At 56.5% G+C, this 12008-nt stretch carries 11 protein-coding genes; 9 read left to right on the plus strand and 2 right to left on the minus strand.

Annotation, left to right across the window (positions count from 1 at the left end; translation table 11 throughout):
* Nucleotides 1-6 precede the first annotated feature (6 nt).
* The 9 genes from fkpB (at nucleotide 7) to folA (ending at nucleotide 10741) form a co-directional block, all read left to right on the plus strand.
* Nucleotides 7-456 carry an FKBP-type peptidyl-prolyl cis-trans isomerase gene (gene fkpB, locus ACTJI7_RS13880; RefSeq protein ID WP_003856450.1) on the plus strand — a complete coding sequence of 150 codons (450 nt, stop codon included), beginning with the start codon at nucleotides 7-9 and terminating at the stop codon, nucleotides 454-456.
* A gap of 1 nt (nucleotide 457) precedes the next feature.
* Nucleotides 458-1408: a 4-hydroxy-3-methylbut-2-enyl diphosphate reductase gene (ispH, locus tag ACTJI7_RS13885; RefSeq protein ID WP_028015471.1), complete on the plus strand. Its 951-nt coding sequence runs from the start codon at nucleotides 458-460 to the stop codon at nucleotides 1406-1408.
* A 205-nt stretch (nucleotides 1409-1613) separates the two neighbouring features.
* On the plus strand, nucleotides 1614-2435 hold the full coding sequence (gene dapB, locus ACTJI7_RS13890; RefSeq protein ID WP_063154831.1) for a 4-hydroxy-tetrahydrodipicolinate reductase: 822 nt from the start codon (nucleotides 1614-1616) through the stop codon (nucleotides 2433-2435).
* Nucleotides 2436-2889: 454 nt separating this feature from the next.
* The gene (gene carA, locus ACTJI7_RS13895) at nucleotides 2890-4038 is read left to right on the plus strand and encodes a glutamine-hydrolyzing carbamoyl-phosphate synthase small subunit (RefSeq protein WP_063154830.1); all 1149 of its coding nucleotides are present in this window, start codon (nucleotides 2890-2892) and stop codon (nucleotides 4036-4038) included.
* Between the two features lie 18 nt (nucleotides 4039-4056).
* A complete protein-coding gene (carB, locus tag ACTJI7_RS13900; protein WP_192978882.1) occupies nucleotides 4057-7281 on the plus strand; it encodes a carbamoyl-phosphate synthase large subunit in 3225 nt (1074 codons plus the stop codon).
* 140 nt (nucleotides 7282-7421) lie between these two features.
* Nucleotides 7422-7655, plus strand: a complete 234-nt coding sequence (locus ACTJI7_RS13905; RefSeq protein ID WP_003856439.1) for a YgdI/YgdR family lipoprotein — start codon at nucleotides 7422-7424, stop codon at nucleotides 7653-7655.
* A 103-nt stretch (nucleotides 7656-7758) separates the two neighbouring features.
* Nucleotides 7759-8289 (plus strand): glutathione-regulated potassium-efflux system oxidoreductase KefF, encoded by a 531-nt coding sequence (gene kefF, locus ACTJI7_RS13910; protein ID WP_136486655.1) that lies wholly within the window; start codon nucleotides 7759-7761, stop codon nucleotides 8287-8289.
* Nucleotides 8282-10147: a glutathione-regulated potassium-efflux system protein KefC gene (gene kefC / locus ACTJI7_RS13915; RefSeq protein ID WP_192978874.1), complete on the plus strand. Its 1866-nt coding sequence runs from the start codon at nucleotides 8282-8284 to the stop codon at nucleotides 10145-10147. The genes kefF and kefC overlap by 8 nt, the downstream gene beginning before the upstream one ends.
* Nucleotides 10148-10261: 114 nt before the next feature.
* Nucleotides 10262-10741: a type 3 dihydrofolate reductase gene (gene folA, locus ACTJI7_RS13920; RefSeq protein ID WP_006173915.1), complete on the plus strand. Its 480-nt coding sequence runs from the start codon at nucleotides 10262-10264 to the stop codon at nucleotides 10739-10741.
* A 35-nt stretch (nucleotides 10742-10776) separates the two neighbouring features.
* Here the strand turns inward: folA and apaH are convergent, their stop codons facing one another.
* A complete protein-coding gene (gene apaH, locus ACTJI7_RS13925) occupies nucleotides 10777-11625 on the minus strand; it encodes a bis(5'-nucleosyl)-tetraphosphatase (symmetrical) ApaH (RefSeq protein WP_047367308.1) in 849 nt (282 codons plus the stop codon).
* Nucleotides 11626-11629: 4 nt separating this feature from the next.
* Nucleotides 11630-12007, minus strand: a complete 378-nt coding sequence (gene apaG, locus ACTJI7_RS13930; protein WP_014882505.1) for a Co2+/Mg2+ efflux protein ApaG — start codon at nucleotides 12005-12007, stop codon at nucleotides 11630-11632.
* Nucleotide 12008 lies beyond the last annotated feature (1 nt).

Below are 12008 nucleotides of genomic sequence, written 5' to 3' on the forward strand. Positions count from 1 at the left end.
ATGTGTATGTCTAAATCCGTACAGAGCAACAGCGCGGTTCTCGTTCACTTCACGCTGAAGCTGGATGACGGCTCCACGGCTGAATCCACCCGCAATAACGGCAAACCTGCCCTGTTTCGTCTCGGCGATACCTCCCTGTCTGAAGGTCTTGAGCAGCAGCTCCTGGGCCTGAAAGAGGGTGAGAAAAAAGCGTTCTCGCTGGAGCCGGATGCCGCGTTTGGCGTGCCAAGCCCGGACCTGATTCAGTATTTCTCGCGCCGCGAGTTTATGGACGCGGGCGAACCGGAAATCGGGGCGATTATGCTCTTTACCGCTATGGACGGCAGCGAAATGCCTGGCGTGATCCGCGAGATTAACGGCGACTCTATCACCGTTGACTTCAACCATCCGCTTGCCGGGCGTACCGTTCATTTTGATGTTGAAGTGCTGGAGATCGATCCGGCACTGGAGGCCTGAAATGCAGATCCTGTTGGCTAACCCGCGCGGCTTCTGCGCCGGTGTAGACCGCGCTATCAGCATTGTTGAAAACGCGCTGGAGATTTACGGCGCGCCGATTTACGTGCGTCACGAAGTGGTGCATAACCGCTACGTGGTCGACAGCCTGCGCGAGCGCGGTGCTATTTTCATCGAGCAGATCAGCGAAGTGCCGGACGGTGCGATCCTGATCTTCTCCGCGCACGGCGTCTCTCAGGCGGTCCGTAACGAAGCGAAAAGCCGCGATCTGACCGTATTCGATGCCACCTGCCCATTAGTGACAAAAGTGCATATGGAAGTGGCGCGCGCCAGCCGCCGTGGTGAAGAGTCGATTCTGATTGGCCACGCCGGTCACCCGGAAGTTGAAGGCACCATGGGCCAGTACAGCAACCCGGAAGGGGGAATGTACCTGGTGGAGTCGCCGGAAGATGTCCTGACGCTGAACGTGAAAAACGAAGCGCGTCTGTCGTTTATGACCCAGACCACGCTCTCCGTAGACGACACCTCAGACGTGATTGACGCCCTGCGCCAGCGCTTCCCGAAAATCGTCGGGCCGCGTAAGGATGATATCTGCTACGCCACCACTAACCGTCAGGAAGCGGTGCGCGCGCTGGCTGAACAGGCGGACGTGGTGCTGGTTGTCGGCTCTAAAAACTCCTCTAACTCCAACCGTCTGGCCGAACTGGCGCAGCGTATGGGGAAAGCGGCGTTTTTAATCGACGACGCGACGGACATCCAGGAAGCGTGGGTGAAAAATGCGGCCTGCGTTGGCGTTACCGCAGGCGCTTCCGCGCCGGATATCCTGGTGCAGAACGTGATTGCTCGTCTGCAGGAGCTGGGCGGGGGCGAAGCGGTTCCGCTGGAAGGACGCGAAGAGAATATCGTCTTCGAAGTGCCGAAAGAGCTGCGTATCGACGCCCGCGAAGTTGAATAATTTCTTTTCTGATGAAAGGCCAGCACCTCCTGTGCTGGCCTTTTTTTTGCCCCGGACTTTATCGTGACGACAAAATCATGTCTTTTACTGATATCTGAGTCGGTTTCACGTTAAATTCTAATTATTGGTGTTTTCAGTTGGCAGCCTTTACGAAGGCTGGTTAATCTGAAAACGGTTTACATCATTTTAACGTAAGAGAATAACTATGCATGATGCACAGATCCGTGTCGCCATTGCGGGCGCGGGTGGACGTATGGGTCGCCAGCTGATTCAGGCGGCAATACAAATGGATGGCGTGGCACTCGGCGCGGCGCTGGAGCGTGAAGGTTCATCCCTGCTGGGATCCGATGCGGGTGAACTGGCCGGCGCGGGCAAGACAGGTGTTACCGTTCAGAGCTGCCTTGATGCGGTGAAAGATGACTTTGACGTGTTCATCGACTTTACCCGTCCCGAAGGCACCCTGTCTCACCTGGCGTTTTGCCGCCAGCACGGTAAAGGGATGGTGATTGGCACTACCGGCTTCGATGATGCGGGTAAACAGGCCATTCAGGATGCAGCCACCGACATTGCGATTGTCTTTGCCGCGAACTTTAGCGTAGGCGTTAACGTCATGCTGAAGCTGCTGGAAAAAGCGGCGAAGGTGATGGGCGACTACACCGACATTGAGATTATTGAAGCGCACCACCGCCATAAAGTTGATGCTCCATCAGGCACGGCGCTGGCGATGGGCGAAGCGATTGCTTATGCAATGGATAAAGATTTAAAAGACATCGCGGTCTATTCCCGTGAAGGGCATACCGGAGAACGCGTGCCGGGCACCATTGGTTTCGCAACCGTCCGGGCGGGCGATATCGTCGGCGAACACACGGCGATGTTCGCCGATATTGGCGAACGTGTTGAGATTACGCACAAAGCGTCAAGCCGCATGACGTTCGCCAATGGCGCAGTACGCTCCGCATTGTGGCTGAAATCGAAAGAAAAGGGTCTTTTTGATATGCGAGATGTGCTGGATCTCAACAATTTGTAAGCTTTATTACCCATCGTGATGTGGTTATTGCAGTCGTAATGTATTGATTGCATAGGGCAATAATTTATTGCCCTCTTATTTTATTTGTTTTAGATGGATTTTGATTGTTAATGGTCATAAATCTGAGTTTTATGCCATTATTATGTGAATTGAATGTAAATTTTGACCATTTGGTCCACTTTTTGTCGCTCGCATCTCTTAAATTCCATAAAACCTACCGCGCAAGCGTTTTCCAGGATTATTTACCTGATCTTTTTGCCCATTAAATCCCATTCAAGCCGCCAGTCCCGCAAAAGAATAAACAAAATATCCGTTTTAAGTTGACTTTTACCCACCAAATCTCCAGAATGCCGCCGTTTGCCAAAAATCCGCTGGCAACACATTTGCATTGATCTATGACATAGTCATGAATTAATATGCAAATAAAGTGAGTGAATATTCTCTGGAGGGTGTTTTGATTAAGTCAGCGCTATTGGTTCTGGAAGACGGAACCCAGTTTATCGGTCGGGCCATAGGGGCAACGGGTTCGGCGGTTGGGGAAGTCGTTTTCAATACTTCAATGACCGGTTATCAAGAAATCCTCACTGATCCTTCCTATTCTCGCCAAATCGTTACTCTTACTTATCCTCATATCGGCAATGTCGGCACCAATGCGGCTGACGAAGAATCCTCTCAGGTACATGCGCAAGGCCTGGTCATTCGCGACCTGCCGCTAATTGCCAGCAACTTCCGCAACACTGAAGACCTCTCTTCTTATCTGAAGCGCCATAACATCGTGGCGATTGCCGATATCGATACCCGTAAGCTGACGCGTCTGCTGCGCGAGAAGGGCGCACAGAACGGCTGCATCATCGCAGGGGATAACCTCGATGCGGCCCTGGCGCTGGAAAAAGCGAAAGCCTTCCCGGGCCTGAACGGTATGGACCTCGCGAAAGAAGTGACTACCGCCGAAGCCTACAGCTGGACGCAGGGGAGCTGGACGCTGGAAGGCGACCTGCCGGAAGCGAAAAAAGAGAGCGAACTGCCGTTCCACGTGGTGGCCTATGATTTTGGTGCCAAGCGCAACATCCTGCGCATGCTGGTTGACCGTGGCTGCCGCCTGACGGTGGTACCGGCGAAAACCTCCGCTGAAGACGTACTGAAGATGAACCCGGACGGCATCTTCCTCTCTAACGGCCCAGGCGACCCGGCACCGTGCGATTACGCTATCGACGCCATCAAGTCCTTCCTGGAAACCGACATCCCGGTATTCGGCATCTGCCTCGGCCATCAGCTGCTGGCGCTGGCGAGCGGTGCGAACACCGTCAAGATGAAGTTCGGCCACCACGGTGGTAACCACCCGGTGAAAGACATTGATAACAATACGGTGATGATTACCGCGCAGAACCACGGTTTCGCCGTCGATGAAGCCTCAATGCCGGCTAACCTGCGCGTGACGCACAAATCACTGTTCGATGGCACCCTGCAGGGTATCCACCGTACCGATAAGCCAGCGTTCAGCTTCCAGGGCCACCCGGAAGCCAGCCCGGGCCCGCACGACGCCGCGCCGCTGTTCGATCACTTCATCGAACTTATCGAGCAATACCGTAAGACCGCTAAATAATCAGGAGCCGAGAAGACCATGCCAAAACGTACAGACATAAAAAGCATCCTGATCCTTGGCGCTGGCCCGATCGTCATCGGCCAGGCCTGCGAATTCGACTACTCCGGCGCGCAGGCGTGTAAAGCGCTGCGCGAAGAGGGTTACCGCGTTATCCTGGTGAACTCTAACCCGGCGACCATCATGACCGACCCGGAAATGGCGGATGCCACCTACATCGAGCCGATTCACTGGGAAGTGGTGCGTAAAATCATCGAAAAAGAGCGCCCGGACGCGGTGCTGCCAACCATGGGCGGCCAGACGGCGCTGAACTGTGCGCTGGAGCTGGAGCGTCAGGGCGTGCTGGCTGAATTTGGCGTCACCATGATTGGTGCCACCGCCGACGCGATTGATAAAGCAGAAGACCGTCGCCGCTTCGACGTGGCGATGAAGAAAATCGGCCTCGACACCGCGCGCTCCGGTATTGCGCATAACATGGAAGAGGCGCTGGCCGTTGCGGCAGAAGTGGGCTATCCGTGCATCATCCGTCCATCGTTCACCATGGGCGGCACCGGTGGCGGTATCGCCTACAACCGCGAAGAGTTCGAAGAGATTTGCGAGCGCGGTCTGGATCTATCCCCAACCAAAGAGCTGCTGATTGATGAATCGCTGATTGGCTGGAAAGAGTACGAGATGGAAGTGGTGCGTGATAAAAACGACAACTGCATCATCGTCTGCTCCATCGAAAACTTCGATGCGATGGGTATACACACCGGCGACTCCATCACCGTTGCGCCAGCCCAGACGCTGACCGACAAAGAGTATCAAATCATGCGTAACGCCTCGATGGCGGTACTGCGTGAAATCGGCGTGGAAACCGGCGGTTCTAACGTGCAGTTCTCGGTGAACCCGAAAACCGGCCGTCTGATTGTTATCGAAATGAACCCGCGCGTGTCCCGCTCCTCCGCGCTGGCCTCCAAAGCCACCGGCTTCCCGATTGCGAAAGTGGCGGCGAAGCTGGCAGTGGGTTACACCCTCGACGAGCTGATGAACGACATCACCGGTGGCCGCACGCCTGCGTCCTTCGAGCCGTCCATCGACTACGTTGTGACTAAAATTCCTCGCTTTAACTTCGAGAAATTCGCGGGCGCGAACGACCGTCTGACGACCCAGATGAAATCTGTGGGTGAAGTGATGGCGATTGGCCGCACGCAGCAGGAATCCCTGCAAAAAGCGCTGCGCGGTCTGGAAGTGGGCGCCACCGGCTTTGACCCGAAAGTGAGCCTGGACGACCCGGAAGCGCTGACCAAAATCCGCCGCGAGCTGAAAGACGCGGGCGCAGAGCGTATCTGGTACATCGCCGATGCCTTCCGCGCGGGCCTGTCCGTCGACGGCGTATTTAACCTGACCAACATCGACCGCTGGTTCCTGGTGCAGATTGAAGAGCTGGTGCGTCTGGAAGAGAAAGTGGCGGAGCTGGGCATCAACGGCCTGGACGCAGATTTCCTGCGCATGCTGAAGCGTAAAGGCTTCGCCGATGCGCGTCTGGCTAAGCTGGCGGGCGTGCGCGAAGCGGAAATCCGCAAGCTGCGCGACCAGTATGACCTGCACCCGGTATACAAGCGCGTGGACACCTGCGCGGCCGAGTTCTCGACCGATACCGCGTACATGTACTCCACCTATGAAGACGAGTGCGAAGCGAATCCGTCCGTCGACCGCGACAAGATTATGGTGCTGGGCGGCGGTCCAAACCGTATCGGCCAGGGCATTGAGTTCGACTACTGCTGCGTGCACGCCTCGCTGGCGCTGCGCGAAGACGGGTACGAGACCATCATGGTCAACTGTAACCCGGAAACCGTTTCTACCGACTACGACACCTCCGATCGCCTCTACTTCGAGCCGGTTACCCTGGAAGACGTGCTGGAAATCGTGCGCATCGAGAAGCCAAAAGGCGTTATCGTGCAGTACGGCGGTCAGACCCCGCTGAAGCTGGCGCGCGCGCTGGAAGCGGCAGGCGTACCGGTTATCGGTACCAGCCCGGACGCGATTGACCGCGCGGAAGACCGTGAGCGTTTCCAGCAGGCGGTTGACCGTCTGAAGCTGAAGCAGCCGGCGAACGCCACGGTGACCGCCATTGAAATGGCCGTTGAGAAGGCGAAGGAGATTGGCTACCCGCTGGTGGTGCGCCCTTCCTACGTGCTGGGCGGCCGCGCGATGGAAATCGTCTACGACGAAGCCGACCTGCGCCGCTACTTCCAGACGGCGGTGAGCGTTTCCAACGATGCGCCAGTACTGCTTGACCGCTTCCTCGACGACGCGGTTGAGGTGGACGTTGACGCCATCTGCGACGGCGAAATGGTGCTGATTGGCGGCATCATGGAGCACATCGAGCAGGCGGGCGTGCACTCCGGCGACTCCGCCTGTTCTCTGCCAGCCTACACGCTGAGCCAGGAAATTCAGGACGTGATGCGCCAGCAGGTGCAGAAGCTGGCCTTTGAGCTGCAGGTTCGTGGCCTGATGAACGTTCAGTTCGCGGTGAAAGACAACGAAGTTTATCTGATTGAAGTCAACCCGCGTGCGGCGCGTACCGTCCCGTTCGTCTCTAAAGCGACCGGTATTCCGCTGGCGAAAGTGGCGGCGCGCGTGATGGCTGGCCAGACGCTGGCTCACCAGGGCGTGACAAAAGAGATCATCCCGCCGTATTACTCGGTGAAAGAGGTGGTGCTGCCGTTCAACAAATTCCCGGGCGTTGACCCGCTGTTAGGGCCAGAGATGCGCTCGACCGGGGAAGTAATGGGCGTGGGCCGCACCTTCGCAGAAGCGTTTGCCAAGGCGCAGCTGGGCAGCAGCTCTACCATGAGAAAATCGGGCCGTGCGCTGCTCTCCGTTCGCGAAGGCGATAAAGAGCGCGTGGTTGACCTGGCCGCCAAGCTGCTGAAACAAGGCTTTGAGCTGGACGCAACCCACGGTACGGCGATTGTGCTGGGTGAAGCCGGTATTAACCCGCGTCTGGTGAACAAGGTGCATGAAGGTCGTCCGCACATTCAGGATCGTATCAAGAATGGCGAATATACCTACATCATCAACACCACCGCAGGACGCCAGGCGATTGAAGACTCCAAGCTGATTCGCCGCAGCGCGCTGCAATACAAAGTGCACTACGACACCACCCTGAACGGCGGTTTCGCAACAGCGATGGCGCTGAATGCGGATGCTACCGAGAAGGTGATTTCGGTGCAGGAAATGCACGCGCAGATTAGCAAGTAACCCCCATTGCCCGGTACCGTTCGGTTACCGGGCAATTTTCCCATCTTAAGAACCTTCTGGTTTTTCATCCGCTTTCAGTCAGTTAGCCTAAAATAGTTAGGTCGATAACGAAAATTCAACTGAGAGCAGGGGAAAACACCATGCAAAATAAATTACTGATCGCTTCCGTTCTGGCTGCCACCGCAATGTTTACCGTCGCGGGCTGTTCGTCCAATCAGGCCGTAAAAACCACCGATGGCAAAACGATTGTCACCGACGGGAAACCGCAGGTGGATGACGATACCGGCCTGGTGTCGTACAAAAACGCCGAAACCGGTCAAACTGAACAGATTAATCGCGACCAGGTGAAATCCATGGGCGAGCTGGATAACTAATTCAGAATTCTGACGTAAGCCCGTCAATAATATTCACTATTAGCCTGTTGAATTACTGACTACACTCTTTTGTTAAAAGAAGGCAGTAACAACAGGCTAATCAATGATTCTTATAATTTATGCCCATCCCTATCCGCAGCACTCGCATGCGAATAAGCGGATGCTTGAGCAGGTAAGGACGCTGGATAACGTAGAGATACGTTCCCTCTATCAACTCTATCCCGATTTTAATATCGATATCGCCGCCGAACAGGAGGCGCTCACCCGTGCCGATCTGATTATCTGGCAACATCCTATGCAGTGGTACAGTACGCCCCCGCTCCTGAAACTGTGGATCGATAAGGTCTTCTCTCACGGCTGGGCGTATGGCCACAACGGCCATGCGCTAAAAGGCAAAAGTCTGATGTGGGCGGTCACTACGGGCGGAGGAGAAAGTCACTTTGATATCGGTTCCTTCCCGGGGTTTGACGTCCTGGCGCAGCCGCTGCAGGCTACGGCGCTTTACTGCGGGCTGAACTGGCTCCCGCCTTTTGCGATGCATTGCACCTTTGTTTGCGACGATGAAACGCTGCAGGCGCAGGCTCGCCATTATAAACAACGCTTACTCGAGTGGCAGGAGACGCATCATGGATAGCCATACGCTGATACAGGCGCTGATTTATCTCGGCGCGGCGGCGCTGATTGTGCCGGTGGCGGTACGTCTGGGGCTGGGGTCGGTTCTCGGCTACCTGATTGCGGGCTGCGTCATTGGGCCCTGGGGCTTTCGACTGGTAACGGATGCGGAGGCGATCCTCCATTTCGCTGAAATTGGCGTCGTGCTGATGCTGTTTGTGATTGGTCTGGAGCTGGATCCGCAGAGGTTATGGAAACTTCGCGCCTCGGTATTTGGCGGAGGCGCGCTGCAGATGGTGGCCTGCGGCCTGCTGATCGGTGGGTTCTGCATCCTGTTGGGCATGAACTGGAAAGTGGCGGAGCTTATCGGCATGACGCTTGCGCTCTCCTCGACGGCCATCGCCATGCAGGCGATGAACGAGCGAAATCTGACGGTCTCGCAGATGGGACGCAGCGCGTTCTCGGTGCTGCTGTTCCAGGATATCGCCGCTATTCCGCTGGTGGCGATGATCCCGTTGCTGGCGGCAAGCGGCTCATCCACGACGCTGGGGGCGTTTGCGCTGTCGGCATTAAAAGTCGTGGGGGCGCTGGCGCTGGTGGTCCTGCTTGGCCGCTACGTGACCCGCCCGTTACTGCGGTTTGTTGCCCGTTCAGGCCTGCGCGAAGTGTTCAGCGCCGTGGCGCTGTTCCTGGTGTTTGGCTTTGGTTTGCTGCTGGAGGAAGCCGGGCTGTCGATGGCGATGGGGGCGTTCCTTGCAGGCGTTCTGCTGGCGAGCTCTGAATATCGCCACGCGCTGGAAAGCGATATCGAGCCGTTCAAAGGGCTGCTGCTGGGGCTGTTTTTCATCGGCGTGGGGATGTCCGTCGACTTCGGCACGCTGGTCACGCACCCGCTGCGGATCGTCATCCTGCTCGTCGGTTTCCTGGTGATTAAAATGGTGATGCTGTGGCTGATTGCGCGTCCATTGAAGGTGCCGAACAAGCAGCGCCGCTGGTTTGCCGTACTGCTGGGTCAGGGGAGCGAATTTGCATTCGTGGTCTTTGGTGCCGCGCAGATGGCAAACGTGCTCGATCCCGAGTGGGCGAAAGCGCTGACGCTGGCGGTCGCGCTGTCGATGGCGGCAACGCCTGTTCTACTGGTGGTGCTGACGCGTCTGGAAAAATCAGGCAGCGAGCAGGAGCGCGAAGCCGACGAGATCGATGAGGAGCAGCCGCGCGTCATCATCGCCGGATTTGGTCGCTACGGGCAGATCGTCGGGCGTTTACTGCTGTCAAGCGGGGTGAAAATGGTGATTCTCGATCACGATCCTGACCATGTCGATACCCTGCGTAAATTTGATATGAAGGTGTTTTACGGCGATGCGACTCGCGTCGATCTGCTGGAATCCGCCGGGGCGGCAAAAGCTGAGGTATTGATTAACGCCATTGACGATCCTGAGACCAGCATGCAGATGGTGGAGCTGGTAAAAGAGCATTTTCCAGGGCTGACCATTATCTCCCGCGCGCGCGATGTGGATCATTACATCCGGCTGCGTCAGGCGGGCGTAGAGGCGCCGGAGCGTGAAACGTTCGAAGGCGCGCTGAAGTCTGGCCGCATGGCGCTGGAGAATCTGGGGCTCGGCGCGTATGAAGCGCGCGAACGTGCGGACCTGTTCCGCCGCTTTAACACCGGGATGGTGGAAGAGATGGCGGCGATGGCCGGCAGTACGGCCACGGAGCGTGCGGCGGTGTTTAAACGCACCAGCGCCATGCTGACGGAAATCATTAACGAGGACCGTAACCACCTGTCGCTGATCCAGCGCCATGGCTGGCAGGGCACGGAAGAGGGCAAACATACCGGCGATCCAGCTGACGAGCCCGAGAGTAAACCTTCCGCGTGAAGTGGAGTTGCCAGCAATAATAAAAAATTTCTGTATCTTTACTCTGCCGCCAGTCGACGAAAGATTAAGCTTTCCGTATAGTGGCGGCAATTTTTTGCATCCGGGAAATTTTCAATGATCAGTCTGATTGCAGCGCTGGCGGTGGACCGCGTTATCGGTATGGAAAATGCCATGCCGTGGAACCTGCCTGCCGATCTCGCATGGTTTAAACGTACTACGTTAAACAAGCCGGTAGTGATGGGCCGCCTGACCTGGGAGTCGATTGGTCGTCCATTGCCGGGCCGTAAGAATATCGTTATCAGTAGCCAGCCGGGCACTGACGATCGCGTCGAATGGGTTAAGTCCGTTGATGAAGCGATTGCCGCCTGCGGTGACGCCGAAGAGATCATGGTGATCGGCGGCGGCCGCGTGTATGAGCAGTTCCTGCCTAAGGCGCAGAAGCTGTATCTGACCCACATTGATGCGGAAGTGGAAGGGGACACCCATTTCCCGGATTACGATCCGGACGAGTGGGAATCGGTATTCAGCGAGTTCCACGACGCGGATGCACAGAACTCCCACAGCTACTGCTTCGAGATTCTGGAACGTCGTTAAGTGATGTCCCTCTCCCGCCCGGGAGAGGGAATGATTCAGGAGGCAACGGCCTCACTTCCCCCTAAGTCCAGCTGTCGGTTGGACGGCTGAACAAAGTAAGTTTTATCTTCCCAGCGTAAGCAGGTCAACTCTCCGCCCCAGCAGCATCCGGTATCCAGACCGTAGATCCCGTCCGGCGTGCCTTTTCCTTCCAGCGCAGCCCAGTGGCCAAAGACGACGTTGTACTCGCTTGTCACGGGTCCAGGAATGGCAAACCACGGTTTGAGCGGGGCAGGCGCGCTTTCCGGCGTCTCTTTGGAATACATGTCCAGCTGCCCGTTCGGGAAGCAGAAACGCATGCGCGTAAAAGCGTTGGTAATAAAGCGCAGGCGGGCCAGACCGCTGAGATCCTCGCTCCAGTGATTCGGCATATCGCCGTACATGGCATCAAGGAAGAAGGGGTACGAGTCGCTCGCCAGCACCGCCTCAACGTCACGCGCGCAGGTTTTAGCCGTCTCAAGATCCCATTGCGGGGTGATCCCGGCATGAGCCATGACCAGCTTTTTCTCCTCATCGACCTGCAGTAAAGGCTGGCGGCGCAGCCAGTTAATCAGGTCGTCCGCGTCTGGCGCATCCAGCAGGGGAGAGAGGCGATCTTTAGGTTTGTTGCGGCTGATCCCGGCAAATACGGCCAACAGGTGAAGATCGTGATTGCCCAGCACCATGCGCACGCTGTCGCCCAGAGATTTGACGAAACGTAAAACCTCAAGCGAGCCCGGACCACGCGCGACTAAATCGCCCGTCAGCCAGAGCGTGTCCTGTCCTGGCGTAAAGTCGACCTGTTTTAACAATGCGATCAGTTCATCGTAGCAACCGTGAACGTCGCCAATCAGATATGTAGACATTAGATTAATGAATGAGTGTGGTTACGGCGAGACGGAACACAGGAATAGCAACGCGGAACACATTGCCATCGACGTCGACCATTTCATAATGGCCTTGCATGGTACCCAGCGGCGTTTCAATTACCGCGCCGCTGGTGTACTGATACTCTTCGCCAGGGGCGATGTGGGGCTGTTCACCGACCACTCCTTCACCCTGAACTTCAATTTCGCGGCCATTGCCGTTGGTGATAAGCCAGTAGCGCCCGCGCAGCTGCACGGGCATCCGCCCCAGATTGCGAATGGTCACGGTGTAAGCAAAGACAAAACGCTCTTCATCCGGCGAGGATTGCGATTCAACATAGACGCTTTGTACATGGACACATACGCGGGGCGAATCAATCATG

It is taken from the genome of Enterobacter sp. 22499 (genome assembly GCF_052044815.1).
Taxonomy (GTDB): Bacteria; Pseudomonadota; Gammaproteobacteria; order Enterobacterales; family Enterobacteriaceae; genus Enterobacter; species Enterobacter bugandensis.

What these genes read in the sequence shown, in the direction of transcription:
- apaG (WP_014882505.1), bottom strand. Translation starts at nt 12,007, where the DNA reads ATGATTGATTCGCCCCGCGTATGTGTCCATGTACAAAGCGTCTATGTT.
- dapB (WP_063154831.1), top strand. Translation starts at nt 1,614, where the DNA reads ATGCATGATGCACAGATCCGTGTCGCCATTGCGGGCGCGGGTGGACGT.
- ACTJI7_RS13905 (WP_003856439.1), top strand. Translation starts at nt 7,422, where the DNA reads ATGCAAAATAAATTACTGATCGCTTCCGTTCTGGCTGCCACCGCAATG.
- kefC (WP_192978874.1), top strand. Translation starts at nt 8,282, where the DNA reads ATGGATAGCCATACGCTGATACAGGCGCTGATTTATCTCGGCGCGGCG.
- kefF (WP_136486655.1), top strand. Translation starts at nt 7,759, where the DNA reads ATGATTCTTATAATTTATGCCCATCCCTATCCGCAGCACTCGCATGCG.
- ispH (WP_028015471.1), top strand. Translation starts at nt 458, where the DNA reads ATGCAGATCCTGTTGGCTAACCCGCGCGGCTTCTGCGCCGGTGTAGAC.
- carB (WP_192978882.1), top strand. Translation starts at nt 4,057, where the DNA reads ATGCCAAAACGTACAGACATAAAAAGCATCCTGATCCTTGGCGCTGGC.
- fkpB (WP_003856450.1), top strand. Translation starts at nt 7, where the DNA reads ATGTCTAAATCCGTACAGAGCAACAGCGCGGTTCTCGTTCACTTCACG.
- folA (WP_006173915.1), top strand. Translation starts at nt 10,262, where the DNA reads ATGATCAGTCTGATTGCAGCGCTGGCGGTGGACCGCGTTATCGGTATG.
- apaH (WP_047367308.1), bottom strand. Translation starts at nt 11,625, where the DNA reads ATGTCTACATATCTGATTGGCGACGTTCACGGTTGCTACGATGAACTG.